The following is a 20,217-nucleotide window of genomic DNA, read 5'->3' as shown; positions in this document are numbered from 1 at the left end:
ATCCGTTTAATCTTCTAAATCCAGGTTCGGGGCTCACCTATCCTCCCCTCCTTCCCTGACAGAGGAAGGAGAGATGACGGCCGGGAGACGTGGGGCGAGTCGTTCGAACGGGGATGATGATAAACCGTTTCTCCCGTTCAAAAATCACGCGTCCGAAATGGCCACTCTCTGACTTGTTCAGGGAAGGAGCTGGAGGTTAGGTTTTTTTCTCCGCGAAGCTTTACCTATTTGTCTCCTATTCTTATTCTTGAACCGTGATTTGCCTGATTCAAGGATTAATGGATCTCCACATAGGAAACCGGGGCATGGGCAGGGTGAGTTCCTAATTGTAAGTTCCTGTAAACGAGTAGCAAAAAACCCTTGATTTCTCAAGGGTTTCAAAATTTTAATTTGGTGGACCTAAACCGTACCTAACCTTATCCGGGTCCGTGGAATAAAAACTTTTATACAAATAGAACATGTAAAACCCCGATTCATTAAAATCGGGGTTCTTCTTAAGCCATTTTTTCTTTAACAAATTCTTTTATTCGCAAAGCCGCCTGATAGGCTTCATGAATATCTTCTTGGTCAAGCTCAATCCCATTACCGGGATAACGAACTTCAACGCCGTAATCCTCCAAAATCTCAGCCGTCCCATATATACTATCCGGAACATTCTCTTGAGCCTTTAACAAATCTAACAAATAGATTAAACTGTGACTTTTCTTAAAATCCATATTCAAACGAATTAAATACGCTTTTAAATATTTTTCAGCACTTTGTTGACAATGAAAACAAATGAGATCTTTATATTCCGGTTTATTGGCAATAGCCAATTCCGCCATTCCCAGATCATGCCCGGCTTTGGTAATCCACTCGTCAACCAATAGTTCTTTTTTATCCATATAAAACCTGACCTTGAGCGACAATTTGGGTTATAAACGCAGCCTTTGTATCACGCCATTCTTCGATTTCCTGAGGGGTATAAACCAATAAATCGATGGGAATCCCAGTTCCTCTTAAATGTTTCCGAATTTCGCGGCCCCTTTGAAGGCGTTTTTGGGGCATATCTTTGATTACTAATAAATCTAAGTCGCTATCTTCTCCAGGATTTCCATTTGCGTAAGAGCCAAATAAAATAACTTTATCAGGGTGGACGTTTTGAACAATCGTCTCAACGACTTGATTAATCTGATCCTTTGTAATCAACTCATTCACCCCCGATGATCATCTTTATCGGATGAGTTATTGAACTAAACTGAGCTTATTATCTTGCTTATTATATTCTATCAATCTATCTCTATCCCTTCTTTTAACGTCTAACATCAGCCATTTACCGATGCCATGGATTTGCAGTTTTTGGTCTGAAGCATAAGTTAGCTCCACATAGGAAACCGGGGCATCGGCAATGCGGGTGACCCATGATCAAAAGTCCGTCGGTATCACCGACGGACTCAAATGAAAAACGACTTCCACGATCGCTATTATACCGCAAAAAGCCGGGTTTGAAGTATCGTTTTTGTATCCGAAAAATATCCTCCGCCTCCCGAACCATGATTCGTAGGATTCAAGGATTAACATGATTCCATTATCCCGAGCGGTGTTTTAAATCCCACCAATCCCTTAATCCGGCGAATCAAGGTTCAGGTCTTGGGTTTTATTCTGCCGGTGATACCGGTTCAGCAATTCATCCAGCTCGATGCTGGCGGCCAGGACCACCGGGTTGGTGTGGCCGTGGAGGTTCCAGAGGCACTGGAGCCGGGCGCGGCTGGCGGCTATTTGTTGTTTGAGGGTTGATTCGTTTTTTTCGGCGATTTGCGACATGGTCTCCTGTAACTTGCTATGCAGAATATGGTATAATAAAAAAGATTGTAAACTTTTTTTATCCATAGGTAATCCTAACCCCAAAAAGCAATCTTTGGAGTTCGATTTTTGGTCTGCCTTATCACCATTTTTAAAGCCTATTTTCGTAAGGACAATTTTATTATACGTTCATTATGAACGGATGTCAAGGAGAAAACGTTCTTTATGAAACAATTGAATCCCGGTGAACGAGTCCGTCAATTTCGTGAATACTTAGATTTATCACAAGAAGCTTTTGGCGCAGTCATCAATATGAGCCGAGGTAATATCTCGAAAATTGAGTCGGGTAAAATACCCATGTCTAATGCGTTTCTCTATGGAATGATGATTCGTTTTGCCGCCAATACCGAATGGATAATGACTGGCAAGGGTGAAATGTTTATCGTTGCAGAGGATTACATTGTCAATGGCATTAAACTTTTAGGAGCTAAGAAATTCAGTGAAGGATTAGTGAAGGTTTTGGAAGATCCGCAATTTGCGGAGTTTCGTTCACACGTTGCCCTTGAAAAGCTGGCTACGGGGAACACAAATCAAAATTTGTTGGCTTATGTGGAATATATTTTGAATCAGGGACTGCAAAGCGATGAAAAGATTCGGAATTGGTTGATGGTACAGTTGGAGAGGGCGTTCCCGGAGGTTTTGGGGGAGAAGGAAAAATAGCTTGCTGGGTAAAAAAGTTAACCCGAAAACCAACAGATTACTGTATCGCTGAACGTTATGGATAAGGAAGCTGAAGTTTGAGATACTTCGAGGAGCTTTGGCTGGTCTTACGTAGGATTATCGGAGAAAAATTCGGAGCGCGATATTCATCTAACCGGCCCGAACCTCGGCAGGCCTCCGAAACAAAGCGATCCGAAACAGCGTAACATGGAACGGACCGATGAGATGAAAGGGTTCGTAATTCCATCGAGGGTAAGTTTGGTAAAGCAAAACGCTGTTACGTGTTGAATCAAATCATGGCCAAATTAAAAGAAACCAATTGAAACCGTGATTTTGCTTCAATTCTTTTGTCTTTATTTTCAAGGTGCTATTTTGAAACGAAAAAATGGTTCAACCCTATTTGATGGCTCCGTGTGTTTTATGCTTCCTGATTAACGTTGTTTGCTTTACTTTTTCAGCAATCCCGAGAATGGGAATACCCTTCCGGACCTTGGAAGGGTATTTTTCTTTAATTTCGAGGTATTATAAAAACTTAATGCACCCTTTGCTGACGCACAGGCTGAGACCAATCTTTCCCCGATCATTCGTCCATTTCCTCATACGACTCGAATAACTTCACCAAACGAAAGAATCTTCCGCGATATTTGTAATAACCAATTCCTTCCCCTGAATACTTACTCTGGCGTTATGCTGAATATTATACCCAGTCATAAGGTACTGCTTATAGATATCTCGTATTAGCCCGCAGTCATCATAAGTAATAATCCAAGGAATACCCTTTAGATGTTCAGTTATTACCTTTTCAAGATTTCTATGGTCAGACTCTTTGAAGTAATTCGTATAAAGTCGACTCCCTTTAGCAACGTACGGAGGGTCAATATTGAAAAACGCAGTATTGTTTTGAAATTCTAAACGGTCAATAATCAAATCACTTGCATCGTAGTTATACAGTGAAATGCGATTTTTCAGCAAAGCAATATCCGCGATTTTCTTTTTTATCTCTTCCTTATTGAATCGGCAATCCAGTTTATATACGCCGCTCTGCGTTACTCCGCCAATTGGTCCGCCATTGATAACGCCAGAAAAGTTCACTCGGTTTAAAAACAATGTTGCAAAGCCATCGCTCAAAGCATCTGCAGCACTGTCTTTATACACTGCCTTTTGTTTTTTTCGCTCATCAATGGTGATGGGCGTATCTGTGATTTTTCTAAGTAAGTCGTCTGTGCTGTAAAACACTGAATGCCAAAAATGATAAATATGGGAATCGACATCATTCAATACAGCGGATTGCACAATGTTGTCACACAACAAACCAATCCCTAAACCGAATCCACCTGCAAAAGGTTCGACGTAAGTCCTATTCCCCATCGCATTATATTCAATAAGAGTTTTAACTTTTTCGTAAATTTTTGATTTACCGCCCGGATAGCGAAGCGGCGAAAGTAACTTAGCCATTTTCTATCTCTCGCTTATTAAGTTTCTATAGGTCATAAATGTGTTGGGCAACCAATCCGACAAGTCATATGGATTTAGGAAAATTCTCGTGCGTGTGTTTTCTGGTTTTTTCAGAATAGCAGGAATAACTTTAAATTCAATTTGCGGATTAGGCTGAAGAGTGTTCCTGTCTTCTGAAATGAGTTTTTGCAATGGGATAAGTAACGCCTGTTGCTCGCCGTTGTCGTATTCATCGGGTAACTGTCCAAATTGAGCATATTTGAGAAGCTGCAAACCTAAATACCTGTCAAACAACTGATGATTTCGTTGATTCCAAAAATTATCCAGGCAATTTTTGCAGGTTCGCGAACACTCACACTCTGATAGAATTATTCCGGCACGTTCAAGCACTTTATCAAGAATTGAACCAATTAACGATGAATAACCAGCACCGCTAGTTAGGTTATCATAGAAAAACATTTCGATGTGAGAGTCACCGTCACTTTTAATCCTTGGTCGCCATCCTCCGCTTATCTCATTGTAATCTATGTCCAGCACAAGTGAAACAGCTTTTTTTAGTGCTTCGTGTAGCGTCGTTACCGCCGCCCGTAGAATACTCTTTTCTTCTACGTTTTTGTTTCCAACAAGTTTTGCGGAATCATAGGAAATATCCAACATGAACATGTCTGTTAAAAATTCATATCCTAAAAAAATATTGGCAGCTACCGTACCTTCATGGCGGCATAAAGGATAGCTATCGTGATAGGGTTGTGAAAATGAAAAATTCCCAATGTTCTTATCATCTGCAACCTCGGCGCCTCCACATTTTTTGCAGACATTGAAACCGTTCTTACTTTTACCCATGTTAACGGTTAAAACTTTTCTATCAGAAAGATTGGCATAACGGATATTGCTATGACCGAATTTTTCCATTTTCGTGTCTTCTGGAACGTACGAATAGTAAGGTGCCTCAGTATAGGTATACTGTTCATCCTCATCCTCAAATTTCACCTCATTCCCTCTAACAGGAGAAAATCCCCATGGGCGCAGCATCTTTTTGTGATCAATGGGCGCACCGCAATATGGGCATTGCATTTTTGAGAATTCTTTGGGCTCAATGCCAAACCAGTTGCATTCAGAACAAATGTAAATGTCATTATAATAATCTCTATTCTTAAAATAATATTCAGCTTGGTTTTGCTCAAATCCTCTTGGGCGGGGATTAGCATATATACCGCCGCTTTGATATATTTTTTTATCAATCGTAACGAACCGGCCGGGGGCATATTCGCTAAGCGCCACGGCGATGTCTCTTTCGGGAGCATATTCGATATCACGAGGTGCGTTTTTGCCCCGTTCAGATTCTTTCTCCACGAAAAACCTTACAACATTCTTGGGAAATGAGTATGACGGTATAAAGCCTTCGCGATAGAAGACATCAAAAGCCGAGGTCTCTTTGTCATTGTTAATAAACTCATTGCGCTTACCTTCAGCTAAGACGCTTTGGCTTATTGCTTGAAATCGAGAAATGGTAACATCAGTCGAAAACTCCATAGATTCCGCGTAAGCAATAAAGTTTTCGCTATATTTTTCACAAAACGATATGATGCCAATCTCAACAATACCATCGAATTGGTTTTTCATATCTGGAGTCGACATAAATCCGTTCAGCGCCAGCATGTTTATATGACGCTGCCAAATTTTTGGATTATCGCGGTCTATCCAAGGTTTACGCGGAGAGCCAGAAATCATATCATCGGGGTGTAAAAAGTAGTGGCTATCGTGCACTCCTCCAGAAGCATATGTAACAATAGTAGAGATTCCGGCATTTTTACGCCCGGCGCGCCCGGCCCGTTGTTGATAATTTTCTCTCATAGGCGGTATGTTACGAAGCCCGACGGCGGTTAGCGAACCAATATCAATACCGACCTCCATGGTTGTCGTGCAACTCAATACATCGATGGATTCCTCACCGTTTTCTCCTGCGTTAATGTCTTGGAAACGCATTTCATACTTTTCTGTACGGCTCCAAGTGTCGCTTCTGGTTTCTTTATGGGATAATTGCGCGGTGTGCTCCTCGGTGTCAATTGTGTGGATAGTTTCGCCTTTGTTCAAGGCGTTAAGAACTGGTATTCGCCAAAAGTCAAAGCGCGACAAATCTGATTCACCAATCGCTACTAAATCTGTTGAATCAAAGCAAGCACCGCAATAATCTCCAATTTTATATGGAGATAACTTTCCGCACTTAACGCAGCGATACCACGTGAAATCTTTATCAGCGAACTCGATTTTCACTGCGGCTAATTTGATATAATAACGGTTGTTTGATGAAGAAGCAAAAAACAAGTCTCGCACTTTATCTAAGATTTTTGCTGTAGAAATATTGTCGAGATTCAATAGTTCTTGAATCCGCTTGATAAGCCCTTTCAATTCAGTTGAAAAATCGAAGTTCAACCCAAACGTCTGGATTTTGCTTCGTCCGGGCAGATCCTTTCGAATATCATCATGAATTGTTTCTCCAAGAGCAGCACTATCATCCATAACGTCCCAAAATAATAGCACCAGCAATTGATAAAGCACATTTTGAGCAACGGTTAAGCCGTCACTCTCTAAATCATATATGCAATCATCAAGAACAGAAGAAACAGGGGCTAAAAAGCCAATGCCGATATCTTTGAATGAACGAGGACTTTCTGTAAAGAAAGTTAGTAACTGCTCGTAATAATCATCCGGCAAAGTTTGATATTCCGCAGTTATTGCCGCATAGTCAATATTTCTTCCACGTCGTTCAGTTCTGTTTTTTGTGCCCTTGAAATGACGTTTGTGACCTTCAAACATATTTTTGCTGTTCCCACTGAAAAAAGTAAGGCTGTTTTGTACGCAAACATCCAAAAATGCCGGATATAAGTCAGATAAAGAATGCTCTTTTCCATCAACCTGTAAAAGACGGGACGCGAGCATAACTGCCTGCCTAAAAGCATCCGCGTCAGATGATTTTGACAGGTCCCTCGCAAGTTTGGCTGCGTTCTGCCGGGAATCCGAAAACAGCAAAACCTTTTTCCCTTGATTGATTAGCTCTGATTTAGCGGGTTGCAATTCAAACTGCGCCTTTGTCAGGTTATAAAATGGTATATTGCCCTTAGTGGATAAATCAACCGGCTTTTTAAGGTGCATCTGTTTTTTGCACTTTGGGCATACACTAAAAGTAAATGAATCTTTTCTACTGTCGAAATTATTATCGTTGTATATGATGGTTAGCAAATTTTCATTGTTTTGAGGTGACGTATACAATTTGCCTGTTAATGGGTCAAGCGCACCGATCTTATCGTTCTTCCTCTTTTGATAGTTTTTAGGAACAACATAGAGAAGCATTTCATTGAGCGAATTAGCATCACCGTTCAAGCCACGTTCAGGGAAGACATACCAATAGGGTTGGCCATCATTTTTTCGAAAATATACCTTTAGATATAAAGCCCCACATTTTATATGATTAACAAGTTCATAAATTCTACCACCGCACTCACATTTATCTTTGGGAATCGAGATAACCTTACCCAAGGGGAGCTTTTCGCTTTCGGAATACTTCGCACAAGTGCATTTCGGATTAGAACACGCATAAAGGCCTTGCAAACCGCGTAAAAACATGTGAAGGCGCACTGGAAAAAGGATGTTTCCGTTCTTTGCCGCAAGGGAAACCAATGCCAATAAAGCGTCCAGCGCTTTTTCGGCATTCGCGTTGTCTCCAAACAGTGCTTTCTTAATCTCACTATATGATTTTGCGCCATCACGACATAGTTTGTTCAACAAAACAAACACTTCATATTTCGGAAGATTATCATAGAGCCACTCTTGGGCTTGATTCGGGCTAATATTGGTTGGCAAGCTGCAATGAAAAACAGCCTTAGCAAAATCTTTGATTCTAACGGTTATAGCGGCATCATCTTGCACTTGGTCAGAACCAATCGACGCCAACGCGTCAATATCCGTTAATTCCTCCAACTCCTTCGGAAAATCTTCCCTTGCACCAAATAATAACTCACAACAAGTCAATTCTTTCCCCGTAAGGCCAGAGTAAAAAGCGTTTATGGCTTCTTGTTCGTTTGAAGGCATACTTGCAGTTGTAATGATAAACTGGACCCTATCGGCTGTAATCCCCAGGCGATGAAATAGTCGTACCAACAACAGCGCAATTTCTCCACCAGCGGAGCCACGGTACATATGAGCTTCATCCAAAACAATGAGGAGTTTATTGTCGCTGGATTCATCAAGCCATTGCTTGGTTTTATCCCATATGTTTGCTTCACGTCGGCGCATAAGCATATACTCCAACATCGAGTAGTTTGTAATCAGAATATCCGGCGGACATTCCTGCATCTCAAATCGCGTTATGAGTTCAGCATCATACGGAGCTGGCTTGTGGATGTTCTTTTCCAAGTTTTCAATGAAAACTTGCAGTCCGTTTTCACCGAATCTGGCCGGATATTTGTTGATACTCTTAAGCCCTTTTACATTGTTGGTTTGTCGCCGTTTGGTTTCTGGATCTGCAGTTTCATCTATCAAATAATTTTCGCGAAATGTATTCGCTAGTTCCCGGCTACTTGCTGATTTTGCGTCGCCAGAATAGGGTGTTCTCCCTGTATACATTCCAAAATGTGGAATACGTGTAGCGTGTGTATCCGTCAAGAAAATTTCTCGAAATTTATCATTTCCGATAATTTTTCTGAATCTAGCAAGTTGGTCAGACACGAGGGCGTTCATCGGATAAATGATTAGGGTTCGCACCGCCTCGTTTTTGAAACCAGCAGGATGGTTCTTAGCCTCATCAAAACACTTGGCTATAATCGGCCAAAGAAAGCATTCTGTTTTACCAGAACCAGTACCCGTGGAAATAAACAAATCTCTCCCAGACAAAAAATATTCCAGTGCTTTAACTTGGTGCTCAAACGGATCGGAAAATATGCCGAGGTTCTCCTGAACGAGCTTCAATAAGGATTCTTTTACACCCTGTTCAAGATGGGGCGAGTTTTTAATTCCATCAGGGACTTTTTTATAGGACGCCGAAGTTTCGATGTACGGCTCGCGAGCGATATTGGTATACTCAGAACAATGCTCTCCCAGAAGATCATCGACATAAAGAAGTAGGGTTTCACTATTAGCTAAGTAATCCGATTTTATATAGTTTTTCAATCTATCACGGATTGCCTGATAGTATTGTTGAACTCCGTTTAAGTTACGCATTTGCATTTCCTCCTTTAACGTCAATGCCAATATTTCTTAGAGTTGCTATTACTTCTGGAACAAAGCAATTTTTAACTAAAAAGTTGACTTTGTCAAAAGCGTGATTTACCGGCCAAGACAAAAGTAGCAGATAATAATATTCTCGGTTTGGTAAATATCCGTTAATTTTTATTTCAGAGTATTTACTATCCCTCGATACAACTTTTACATTCAGAGGATTGCCATAGTGCGCTTTAAGCGCGTAATATAACCTCCTGTATTCATACGATATTAAACTATCGTTTTGTGTTTCAATAGGTGGTTCTTCAGCGAACAACAATGAGGTGTCAGATTCGCGCATCACTCGATAAAACGGACCTATCTCACTTTTTCGGGCTACTGAGCAATCTGTCTCTATTTTCTTCGACCAAGATAACGAAGGAACATTGTTCGATAGCGGATTAAAAAATTCTAGTTCGTCAACGTTTATATCTCTTTCATAGAAATCTATAATGTCAAATCGTGATTGAAAGTATTCTTCATATGTTAATGTATCTCTAATTAAAAACTCCCGTGCTGTAAACTGGTATGATGTAGGAGTTGAAAATACGCCAAGCCCATTCACAGTAAAAGCCATATTAGGAACACCAAAAAACAGAGAAGTATTTCCGATTATAATGCTTCGCCCGAAATTGGCTAATTGGTTCCGATTGTTATCGTCAGTTAAAAGATAACCCGTTTCTTCGTATACCCGTCGTATGTGAACAGGCAAATCCGCTTGCTGACTATTGGCACCGATGAATCTGTTGGCAACGCTGGGAAATAGTTCAGAATAGCGCTGTAGCAACTCATTTAACACGATTGTCTGATTGTGTTTGGTTGTTCCTATAATTCCATTTGATGAATTCTGAGCTGTTCGGAGACACCACTGTCCTAACGCCGAATAGCAAAGTCTGAAGATGAATGAGTCATCGGATTCGTACTGATAACGGTCAATGCCCATGTCAGTTGCCATAGCAGTTAAGAACTCATTCATATCGCAAACCACTCCTTGAACAGTTCTTTGTGTGAACATCTTCCGGTATCTCCGGCATATTTGAGTAACCGTTCGGATGCAGTGTATGGAGCAATCTGCAAAACATCTATACAGTATGGCAAAACATCAAATGCAAGCAATCGGCATAAATCTTGCTCGTCAAATACTGCGGCGCATTTTTGCTCAATTAGACTTTGAGGGAATTCTAATTCCCGCAACACTTCTCTTAACAATTTAGAATATCGGTTTTCTGCGCTCGCCCATTGAGGATCAAAATCGACTTCCACTATTGTTGACGGGTCTTCGGTTAAAGCTACGTTAACAGTTAACGCCTTGATTCGGTTGACATTGAGATAATGGCAATACCGCAAAAATTCCTTGGATATGTAGTGGATTGTTCTATCATAAGCAACAGTCAAAAAGACAATTTTATCTCTATGTTTTTCAAACAAAGGCAACAATTCGGTTTCGTTGAAATTCCCAAGAAAGTTATCCAAACATACAATACGTCCGTCTAATGATAAAAAACGGTTGACTTCTTCAGCCGAGATATCCTTATTAAAAACGAGTGTATTAATCGTCGGCCGTCCGATTAGCGCGTTTGCAACACAATTCATAACATTGATGCCTGTTGAACGATTAACAAGGATAGGAATGCCCTGAAAGAGAATTTTACTTAAATGCTCTTTCAATAAAGCATAATATGTGACATCAGGCACACCGATATTTTCAAGATTGTAACCTAGATAGTCTTTAAACTCATTAATATCACTGGGACATTTTGGTGCTTTTATTGATTGCTGTTCATTTACCTTGGCAGTTTGCAGTCTTTCTAACTCCTTCCGTATTTGTTCTTCGAGTTGGCTACTGCTGACCTTTCTTTCGTCCAACTCTATTCTTAGCTCTTTAATTGTTTCCTCATAAGTTATTATTTCATTTTCGAGAGAATCAATTTTTTGCTTATCCTTCGAAGCAGCAATCCTGAGTCCTTGAAGGCCAGCAAGTTTGATTTTGAAAGCGTCAATCTCCGACAACCGCTTATTTGACTCAGTTCTGGTTCTATCCAATTCTAATTTTGCCGAATTGAGTTCAGTATGGAGATTCCTAATATCAGAATCTCTGGTTTTCAATTCTTTACTTAATCTATCTCGTTCGTCAGTCACTTCTTTGATAGATTTTATAGCCGCACCCATTAGTGCGATATATTCTTCAGAATATTCTTCATTGATAAGTTTAAAGTACAGCCCAACGTTCTCGGCGAAAAAACAAAACGGTAATGTGTTTAAGAAAGCAACATCTTTGCTGTCACCAGCTTCAATTCTGTTATTGTAGTGTTTTTTTATCTGAGAAAGCCAATCACTAATATGTTTCTCAATGAAATATGAAATAAAGGGTTTGCTGCTAAAATCGAAAAGCAGTTCACTTGCCATATCTTTTGAAATCGCCTTGACTCGAAATCCCGGACGAATTTTTACAAACTGCTTTGGGTTTTTTGAAAAATAAGCTATCGTGTCTTGATAAGGCACAACTAAGCAAATATAACGCAATTCATCTTTGATCAGTTGAGAAAGGTAATTCATAGCAACCCCTCCATGATAAATTGTTTCGCGACCGAGTTGATATAACCCGAAACGCTACATTTATCAATGTATTGAGAAGCAGTATTGCCCAGTGCAAGCAACATAAACTGGTTAAAGTCAAGTATTTCCGTTCGCTTGCAGTGCATGAGAATGTCATCAAGCAATTTTTCATTAACCAATTCCTTTTGACGACATGGATGAATAATGTGGGTAAGATAGTTGCTCTCATACCGTTTAATCACACTTTCCGGTGTCAAGTAAACAACCTGTCCGTTTTTCAAAGAAATAACTCCCGAACGGTTGAAAAGAAACCAGGAGCCATCATCAGGAATAGTGAAACTAACTTTCGTAGTTTCAGATGTAGAAATCTGATTATAAGTATAAATAGGCGATTCGGCCTTATCAATAACAATCTCCGTATTATCCTTGCATATTATGGTTCTTTGCTTAACCAATACTCTGGAAATACCGTGATTGACCAGCGAAATATCCTTCGAATGAACATTAATGTTCCCATGCGCTTGCAAATCGAAACTCGTAAATACAAAAACTTTATTTGAAGTTACCACACTAACATCATCAATCACTGGCGCAGGCGGCCATAGTAGTGTGAGCGTCTCAGATGCCTCTAATTGGTAACCCCAATTATTTAACAGCCTATCCATATCATCTGTCTTTTTTTGTATCAATAAAGTCATACCTAAAAACTTTAAGCCCATCGTTTCGAAACAAAACGTTTCGTTTGCCTGTATCTCATCAGGGAAACGAATACCATGTTGAGTTGAATCTTTACTATGGAATGCAACAAAATATGGAACATTAGTAAACAAAACATTACCGCGTACTAATTTAGCTTTAAAATCGCTATCGTTACCTTGTAACTTGAAAAAAGTAGGCGTATTTCCAAACTTAAAAAATTCATATTTCCGTTTTATGCCATTGAGAGTATTGGACAAATAATAGCAAAACGAGAAGTTGTTTAAGGAAATCATTGTGGGAACATCGGGTGCAAAATGAATGTTGTTTATCGCCAAAGTATAAAACGGAAGCGCTGAAGCGTTAGTTCTAAGCTCGAAATCAACGTTCTGCTGCTCGTAGTGCTGAATTTCATCTGCGCTGAACCGAAGTCCTAAGCAAAAGTTCTTGTTGCTATTTTCAAAATAGAACTCTACTCTTTCACGATGGCTTTTTCTTGAGCGAGAATCTACACTTATCGCTCCATATTGTCCAAGATAGTTTTCGCATGCGACATCATTGTTTCCGCTACGATGCCTGAAATGAGGCACCATACTGGTGCTGTAGGAGGCGGCGATATATACCTCTTCTCCGCAGCAGGCACACTCGTACCGATATGGCTCAAATCCGCCACTTTGGACGGCTAAAACCGCAGATACCTCAGATTGAAGAATAATATCATACGCCTTTCTCATTTCTTTGAAGTTCTCCTTTCGTCAGAGTATTTATGAATCAAAATCATCCTACAATAACTACTATATAATTTATAAAATTCCATACAAAGCAGAGAAAACCTACTAAGTTATCAAGGATTTTACAGATTTCTACTTTCTCACCATACCATGGCTTGACCTTATAAAATCAACTCATTGAGTAAGACACGAACCTACGACCGATCGGCTATCAGCCAACTCTACTCCAACTGAGCTATCAAGAAATATGCGACTTTCTATCCACCAGGCCGCTTTCAGTCAAGTTACCGATAAAAACTATTATAACTCACCTAAAAACCCAAGCATCCAAAACAAGGTTGAAGTTCTTCCCCCCTCCCTCCTCCGACTTATCCACAACCCCAATCATTAACCTCATTCAATGATACCGTTTATCCACAGAAATAGCTTACTTATTCACAAAAAGAGCTCTCTTATCCACAAAATGAGCTTGCTGAGCGACTGAGCGAGCTCATTCTTCCGAAAAAGAGCTCACTCATTCACAAAACAAGCTCGCTTATCCACAAAACAAGCTTGCTGAACGACTGAGCGAGCTCTCTTATTCACAAAACAAGCTTGTTTATTCACAAAAAGAGCTTGCTGGGCGATTGAGAGAACTCTTTTTCCACAAAAAGAGCTCGCTGGACGACTGAGCAAGCTCTTTCAGCCGCCAAAAGAGATCCGTCACTCGTTCAATGAGCTCATTCAGCCCCTCAATACGATCCCTGATCCGCAAAACGACGCCCGAGGCGAACTCGACCCCGCCATTCCCACGCCCGAGATGGATTGGGTCCGCCGGCGCCAGCGCCGGCTAGCCGCCGAAAGGTCCGCGAAAGCTTTCCACCGGCTCCGATAGTCCGGTTCCTGCGGGATACGAAGCCCCCGCTGGAACCGGATGAAATTGACAGTGCCGCTATTGGATTTAATCCCCCCGAAACCGCGCTCACCGGTACTTCCCCATCTTTACCCGCTCCGTCAGCCCCATGGTCTTTTCCGCCAACCCGGCCAGCAACAGCTTCACGGGATGGATCGGCGTTTTGACAAAGTATTGCCCCGTCAGCCAGCCCCGTTCCTCCCAGTAGCGCCGGTCACACGGGTTCATTTTGGCTTTATAGCGGATCCCGCGGAAGAACATCAACTCAAACAGGCTCGGCGCCGGCCGCCGGCCGGACTCGATCAAGCGGACCATCCGCGCCGCCAGGCCGTTGATTTCATTCAGTTTATCCTCCCGGTACGCTCCGTTCTCCTGAAACAGCCGGCTGACCACCCCCAGGCTTCCCGCCACCGTAAACCCCCAGCCAATCGCGGTGAACTTCATATAGCCCACGGTCTCCTGCAATCCGCTCCCGCCGGTGGTCGCAACGATGACGGCCACCTTGTCGAAAAAACGGGGCCGGTGGAAAAAGTAGCAAAAATGGTCAATGAAATTCTTCAGCAATGCCGGTACCTGATGGCCGTAGACCGGCGCCGCCAGGATCACCCCGTCCGCCTCCAGCATTTTCCCCTCGATCTGCCGGGTCAGCGCCCGTTTCGGGCAATGCTCCTCTCCCTTGAAAATACAGGCGCAGCAGCCCAGACAAAAACCCAGTTCAAATTCGGATAAAAATAAATACTCGACCTCAACCCCGCCCATCCGGCGCAGACTGGCCTCAATCTCCCGGATCACATGGTAATTGTCCCCTCGCTTCCGGGTCGTGCCGACCACCGCTAACACTTTCATCGTTTACCCTCCTTCATTGGATGCAACACGAATATCCAATATTGGATATTTACCGAAAAAAATTGTGATTATCAAGTTACCTCAAGTAGACGGAGTGAGGGATAAATCGAACTCACCCCCCAGCGACTTTTGGTGGATTTTGATTGGCCCTGCCCGCCCCCTCTCTGACTTTGACCTATGGTCCCGATGAAGGGATTACTTATAGAGGAGCCTTTATCTCCCGAAACAGCACCCGCCTTCAAGGATGAAGGCGGACGCCGCATCTTTTCTTGGATGAAAAACTGCGGTCGTCAGCGGAAGCCTCCACTTAGTTGCCAGACAGAATGCCAGGGATGGCGGCGGCATGCTAGAACCCCGGATGAATGAGGAGGTGTTGGAACCTCGGTTCTCAGGGGCAGGACGCCCTAAAGATGAGGCCCCATGGATGGAAAAGGCCGAATCCAACTGGGCGGAATCCAAAGGGTGTCCCACTACACCCTTTGGTCCTGGGGGTGTGGGGGCAGGAATAGTCCCCATCGACCCTCAGTCGCTTAACTCATTTGCTTATTTATTTACATGGAACAAGCTCCATAAGTTTATCAGATCTGGTTTTGGGCCGTTTGTCAAGGTATCTTTCCATATTTCTTTTCATGCTTATGTATCCATGGCTTTGATTCCTTTTTTCTCTGCGAAAGTTGAGTAATAATCAGTAAAAAAAATCAGTCACCAAAAGACCATCCGCCAAGCTTGCGCGTCACGCTTTGACGATCGCCACAATCTCGGTCACCGTTTTGGATTGCGGATCGGCAATGGTAAAACACTCTCCCACGGCGGCCGCGCCGGCCCGCTGAAAAAACTCCGCCGCTGGCTGGGAATGGAACCAGGCCCACCACTGGGAGTTCTCATGTTCGCCGATCGCCACGGTCTCTTCATAGCTGAATGAATTTTCGCGGTACGCCCCCGTGGTTCGAATCAGAAAATGGGTCGCCCGGACGGGCTGGAATGAAGCGCCGTCCGCGCTTGCCCCGGCGTAGATTTCCCGCAGTTTCCCGAGAAACCGCAGGTCGTTGCGGATCATTGCCAGATCGTTTTCCAATAAGGCCTTCACCGCCGGGTGATGATCGGCTTTCACCGCCAGCCCCGCCTGCCACAAGCGTTGCAGTTCCTCCAAATGGCGCATGTTCTGGCATAATAACCGGTCGCGCTCTTCCGCCGCGAGAAATTGCGCGTCGCCGAGCGCAAACGAAAAATCCGACTTCAACGAATGGGGCGAAGCCAGCAGCGCCGCGCGGAGCAACTCCCGGTACACCCGCCGTCCCTCGTCGGTGATGGCGTAAATCTTGCGGATCCGGTTCCCGGTCCGCTCCTCGGAATCGGTCCGGATCAGCCCTTCCTTTTCCATCTGGTTCAAGGCGAAATAAATCGAACCCGATAAAATATTCAGCCATTGCTCCATCTTTTCTTCCTGAATCAGCTGTTGCATCTCATAACCGTGCATGGGGCGGCGCTGCAACATCGAGAGTATCACGAGACGGGCCAAAGCAAAGCTCCTTTTGAATCAAAGTCATTTATCCAAACTTGGATATTCTATTATAGATATAACGCTGCTCGACAATTTTGTCAAGGAGAATTGAAATCCCCGCTTCCGCAAACGTTGCTTGAGTTTTAATTTAAGCTTCTCATTAAACTCAAATATCGAAAGAAGCCTTTATCTTTCGAAACAGCACCCGCCTTCAAGGATGAAGGCGGACGCCGCATCTTTTCCCAATGCAACGACATGAATCCTATCATATATGATTTACGAAAATAACGAACGCTTTACCGTTTTTTCGTAAATCATGTGATTGAAGATCATGTCGTTGCATAGAGGATGAAAAACTGCGGTCGGCAGCGGAAACCTACACTTAGTTGCCAGGCAGATTGCCATGGATGGCGGCGGCATGCTAGAACCGGGATGAATGAGGGAGGTCTGGAATCCGTAGGTTCCAGCGGTTTTTTGGTTACTTTTTTACCGCTAAAAAAGTAACCCGCCGCCGGAACCGTGGGCCAAAATAACAAGCATCCAAAAATTCTCCTCTCTGTATTCCATATCCGATCTGCTTTTAGGCGGTTTGTCAAGGTATCTTTCTGTTTTTCTTTTCATGCTTTTATGTACATGGCCGCGATTACTTTCTTCGCTGCGAAAATCGAGTTATTTCCACACCAAATTCCGTTGCCATCTTTGAAATAGCAGAGCCTGAATCATTCCCAAGCTCGATAAAACGGCCAAGGCAACCAGGTTGGTTCCGGGTTCATTCCTGAGCTGCGGCCAAATATTGAATAGATTCACAGCCAGTCCCAGTGTGATGAATCCAAACGCGTCAGCGCAAATCATTCCTTTTAGCCAAGCCCGGTTATATCCCGTCCATCGTAAAAGATAGCCAATCATGATGGCGATTCCGGTACTCAAGGCAATGGTCCCCGCCAAGCCGATCACGACTCCGGCAGGAGTATAGATGAAACGGGGGTTTAAAAAAACATTCGCCGCAATTTCCCATGGCAAGCTGGTCTTCACCCCAATAAAACGGAATCCATACGTGGCTCCGTTGGTAAATGCCGCTCCGATCAGCCCTGCCAACGCCGAATAATAGAATAAATTCATTTTTTACCCCTGAATGCCGGATGGGTGGCAATTGATGCTCTATTTTTCCCGGTTTTTTTCAATTTATGAATCCCTCCTCCAAGAGCGTTGTAATAAACCCAAAGATTCAAGGATGCTTCGCCCGGCCGGTCGTTACGCGTTTCGCGGGCTTGAATCCATCAAAAGGAGAATGAAGGCTTCATGCCGAAAGTATCAAGAGAGCCGGAATACGTCGCTCTGACGAAGCCGCCTCATCGGCGCGGTGGAAAAACCCGGAAACGGGAAAGATGGATTCGGGAGGTTGCTTGTGGATACACTGCGATTTACAACCGGCGATGCGGTTTTGGAGACCATCTGCTCGGCCGACGAGCGGATGGCGCTGTTGGTCCGGGCTGTCGGCGGGTATGAGTTGGAGCTTGCGAAGGATTATTTCCCGGCGCTGGTCCGGTCGATCATCGGCCAGCAGCTGTCGGTCACGGTGGCCCGCACCATCTGGGAACGGACCCAAAGGCTCTGCACCGAAGTTACCCCGGAGGTTGTGGTCCGCCTGGCGGACGAGGAATTGAAAGCCGCGGGGCTCTCCGGGACCAAGGCCCGCTATATCAAGGACCTCTCCCAAAAGGTACTGGCCGGCGAGCTCGACCTGGCCCGGCTCGACGCGCTCCCCGACGCCGAAATCATCCGCCAGCTGCTCCAGGTCAAAGGGATCGGCGTCTGGACCGCCGAAATGTTCCTCATCTTCTCTCTGGGCCGCCTGGACATCCTGTCCCTCGGCGACCTAGGCCTCAAACGCTCGATCCAATGGCTCTACGGGTACAAAAAAACCCGGCCGACCGGACCATGAAGATCCTCGCCAAAAAATGGGCCCCCTACCGCACCGTCGCCTCGCTCTACCTCTGGGAGGTCATCAACCGGGGGTTGATCAAGGAAAGCCCGGAGGTTTTGAACATAAAGTTTGAAGAGTAAACGGTGAAGGGTGAAGTAAAACACCAAGGGAAGAGCCTTTGGAAGCTCGTTCTTTGGCCCACGTTCCGGCGGCGGAATTACTTTTGGACCGACACTCCCGGGCATCCCTGGCCTCCACGCCTTTACCTAGGTCTGAGCCCCAAAAGTAACCAAAAAAACGCTGGATTCGGCCTTATCCATCCATGCGACGCCGTTCCCCTCCTTGAGATTCTTATTAAAACTCAAATATCAATAGCAGCCTCTTTCTTTGGAAACAGCACCCGCCTTCAAGGATGAAGGCGGACGCCGCATCTTTTCTTGGATGAAAAACTGCGGTCGTCAGCGGAAGCCTACACTTGGTTGCCAGACAGAATGCCAGGGATGGCGGCGGCATGCTAGAACCGGGATGAATGAGGAGGTGTTGGAACCTCGGTTCCAACTGGGCGGAATCCAAAGGGTGTCCCACTACACCCTTTGGTCCTGGGGGGTGGGGGCAGGAATAGCCCCCATCGACCCTCAGTCTCACATCATTGCTTACTTTATTTACATAGAAAATTGAGTTACTTACCTTGGCTCCCCACAAAATTAAAGCCAAGCCGGTATCCTCTACCAGCTTGACTTTAACCACTTCCAATCTCAAAAATAAAATCAACTTCTTATTTCTGAACCGCGACTTCCTTCTGAAATCTCTCGATCCAAGCCGCTTTATTGGCATTAATGAAATTCCAGTCGAACTTCTTCAGCGAGTTCATCGCCTTCTGACCATAGGCCAGGTATTCCTGTTTTTCAGCGGACATCTTGGCGTTCTTGTTGGTCGGAGCCTCGTTCAACCTGTCGGCGACCTGGTTCTGCACGGCGTCGCTGAGGAAATAATTCACAAACAGCTGGGCCAGTTCCGGGTTCTTACAGTCCTTCACCACATTAATGGTCGCGGCGGCCGAGAAATCGCCCTCCTTGGGATCGACCCACTTGACGTTCAGTCCGGACTTCTTCAGCGTCGGCATATTCATGTCCATAAACACCGCCACGCTGATCTCGCCGGTGGAGAAAGCGGTCTGCACCTCGGAGCTGGTAAGATACCATTGCTTGACGTGGTCTTTATTCGCCTTGAGCAGTTTAAAGCCAGGCTCCACATTGGTGGCGCTGCCGCCCGCTTTCTGGGCCAGGGTGACCAGCAGGTAAGGGCCGGCGGTGGAAGCCATGTCCGGCAGGGAAAGCTGCCCGTTGTACTTGCCGCTGAACAGATCCTTGTAGGATTTCGGGGGAACCTTCACCATGCCGGCGTCATAGATGATGCCGTAGCGCACCACCGAATAACAGGGGCCGTAACCCTCGCCGTTCTTGGCGAACTTGTAAAGATGCTTGAGGTTGGTGACCACCTTGGGATTGATCTTTTCGAAAACGCCCTGCTTGTTTCCGATCGCCGCAAAGATGTCGGTCATCAGGGCGACGTCGATCTCCGGGTTTTTCCGTTGGGCCATGATTTTATTCAAACGATCCGAGTTGCCGCTGGTCTCGTCGACAACCACCTTACAGTTGTAGGTCTTCTCGAAGTTCTTCGACAGCTCCCGGACATTGGCGGCCGTAAAACCCCAGGTGGCGACGACCAGTGTGGCTCCTTTGAAATCCTTGGGCGCTTTATCGGCCGCCGCGACCGGGGCGCCGCCGAGGCCGGCCGCGCTTACGGCCAGCATCATGGCAGCCATGACGCCGGCCATGATCCGCTGCTTCTTTCTCAT

15 protein-coding genes and 1 pseudogene are annotated in these 20,217 nt (G+C 44.4%); 4 read left to right on the top strand and 12 right to left on the bottom strand.

All coding sequences use genetic code 11. The features are described 5' to 3' along the window. Positions 1-494: 494 nt before the first annotated feature. The 3 genes from EDC14_RS18575 to EDC14_RS18565 form a co-directional block, all read right to left on the bottom strand. On the bottom strand, positions 495-884 hold the full coding sequence (locus tag EDC14_RS18575) for a HEPN domain-containing protein (RefSeq protein ID WP_132015809.1): 390 nt from the start codon (positions 882-884) through the stop codon (positions 495-497). Further along, positions 877-1,188 carry a nucleotidyltransferase domain-containing protein gene (locus tag EDC14_RS18570; protein ID WP_165908126.1) on the bottom strand — a complete coding sequence of 104 codons (312 nt, stop codon included), beginning with the start codon at positions 1,186-1,188 and terminating at the stop codon, positions 877-879. The genes EDC14_RS18575 and EDC14_RS18570 overlap by 8 nt, the downstream gene beginning before the upstream one ends. Before the next feature lie 414 nt (positions 1,189-1,602). Continuing rightward, positions 1,603-1,869, bottom strand: coding sequence for an aspartyl-phosphate phosphatase Spo0E family protein (locus EDC14_RS18565; RefSeq protein WP_132015807.1), 267 nt, complete (start codon positions 1,867-1,869; stop codon positions 1,603-1,605). 138 nt (positions 1,870-2,007) lie between these two features. Here EDC14_RS18565 and EDC14_RS18560 point away from each other — a divergent pair, with 138 nt between their 5' ends. Together EDC14_RS18560 and EDC14_RS27835 are read left to right on the top strand one after the other, a co-directional pair. Beyond that, on the top strand, positions 2,008-2,502 hold the full coding sequence (locus tag EDC14_RS18560) for a helix-turn-helix domain-containing protein (protein WP_132015806.1): 495 nt from the start codon (positions 2,008-2,010) through the stop codon (positions 2,500-2,502). A gap of 236 nt (positions 2,503-2,738) precedes the next feature. Beyond that, positions 2,739-2,825: pseudogene (locus EDC14_RS27835) on the top strand (transposase); the annotation flags it as partial. A gap of 292 nt (positions 2,826-3,117) precedes the next feature. Here EDC14_RS27835 and EDC14_RS18550 read toward each other — a convergent pair. From EDC14_RS18550 to EDC14_RS18525, 6 genes are all read right to left on the bottom strand, one after another. Beyond that, positions 3,118-3,957: a DNA adenine methylase gene (locus EDC14_RS18550; protein ID WP_132015805.1), complete on the bottom strand. Its 840-nt coding sequence runs from the start codon at positions 3,955-3,957 to the stop codon at positions 3,118-3,120. A gap of 3 nt (positions 3,958-3,960) precedes the next feature. Next, a complete protein-coding gene (locus EDC14_RS18545) occupies positions 3,961-9,174 on the bottom strand; it encodes a DEAD/DEAH box helicase (protein WP_132015804.1) in 5,214 nt (1,737 codons plus the stop codon). Then, on the bottom strand, positions 9,167-10,189 hold the full coding sequence (locus tag EDC14_RS18540) for a hypothetical protein (RefSeq protein WP_132015803.1): 1,023 nt from the start codon (positions 10,187-10,189) through the stop codon (positions 9,167-9,169). The genes EDC14_RS18545 and EDC14_RS18540 overlap by 8 nt, the downstream gene beginning before the upstream one ends. Next, positions 10,186-11,769: a coiled-coil domain-containing protein gene (locus EDC14_RS18535; protein WP_132015802.1), complete on the bottom strand. Its 1,584-nt coding sequence runs from the start codon at positions 11,767-11,769 to the stop codon at positions 10,186-10,188. Before EDC14_RS18535 ends, EDC14_RS18540 begins: the two co-directional genes overlap by 4 nt. Continuing rightward, positions 11,766-13,199, bottom strand: coding sequence for a hypothetical protein (locus EDC14_RS18530; RefSeq protein WP_132015801.1), 1,434 nt, complete (start codon positions 13,197-13,199; stop codon positions 11,766-11,768). The genes EDC14_RS18535 and EDC14_RS18530 overlap by 4 nt, the downstream gene beginning before the upstream one ends. Positions 13,200-14,157: 958 nt before the next feature. Beyond that, complete coding sequence (locus tag EDC14_RS18525) at positions 14,158-14,934, bottom strand: NAD(P)H-dependent oxidoreductase (RefSeq protein ID WP_132015800.1); 777 nt, start codon at positions 14,932-14,934, stop codon at positions 14,158-14,160. Positions 14,935-15,358: 424 nt separating this feature from the next. On the opposite strand from EDC14_RS18525, the gene EDC14_RS18520 reads away from it, so the two are divergent. Then, a complete protein-coding gene (locus EDC14_RS18520; RefSeq protein WP_132015799.1) occupies positions 15,359-15,616 on the top strand; it encodes a hypothetical protein in 258 nt (85 codons plus the stop codon). Between the two features lie 51 nt (positions 15,617-15,667). On the opposite strand, the gene EDC14_RS18515 is transcribed toward EDC14_RS18520, so the two are convergent. Further along, positions 15,668-16,453 (bottom strand): PadR family transcriptional regulator, encoded by a 786-nt coding sequence (locus tag EDC14_RS18515; protein ID WP_132015798.1) that lies wholly within the window; start codon positions 16,451-16,453, stop codon positions 15,668-15,670. A 651-nt stretch (positions 16,454-17,104) separates the two neighbouring features. Then, a complete protein-coding gene (locus tag EDC14_RS18510) occupies positions 17,105-17,554 on the bottom strand; it encodes a hypothetical protein (protein WP_132015797.1) in 450 nt (149 codons plus the stop codon). A 286-nt stretch (positions 17,555-17,840) separates the two neighbouring features. Here EDC14_RS18510 and EDC14_RS18505 point away from each other — a divergent pair, with 286 nt between their 5' ends. Further along, on the top strand, positions 17,841-18,377 hold the full coding sequence (locus EDC14_RS18505) for a DNA-3-methyladenine glycosylase family protein (protein WP_243663017.1): 537 nt from the start codon (positions 17,841-17,843) through the stop codon (positions 18,375-18,377). A gap of 757 nt (positions 18,378-19,134) precedes the next feature. On the opposite strand, the gene EDC14_RS18500 is transcribed toward EDC14_RS18505, so the two are convergent. Continuing rightward, a complete protein-coding gene (locus tag EDC14_RS18500) occupies positions 19,135-20,217 on the bottom strand; it encodes an ABC transporter substrate-binding protein (protein ID WP_165908125.1) in 1,083 nt (360 codons plus the stop codon).

The sequence above is a fragment of the Hydrogenispora ethanolica genome (assembly GCF_004340685.1).
GTDB lineage: Bacteria > Bacillota > UBA4882 > UBA8346 > UBA8346 > Hydrogenispora > Hydrogenispora ethanolica.
This window is presented reverse-complemented; position numbering and strand designations above follow the sequence as displayed.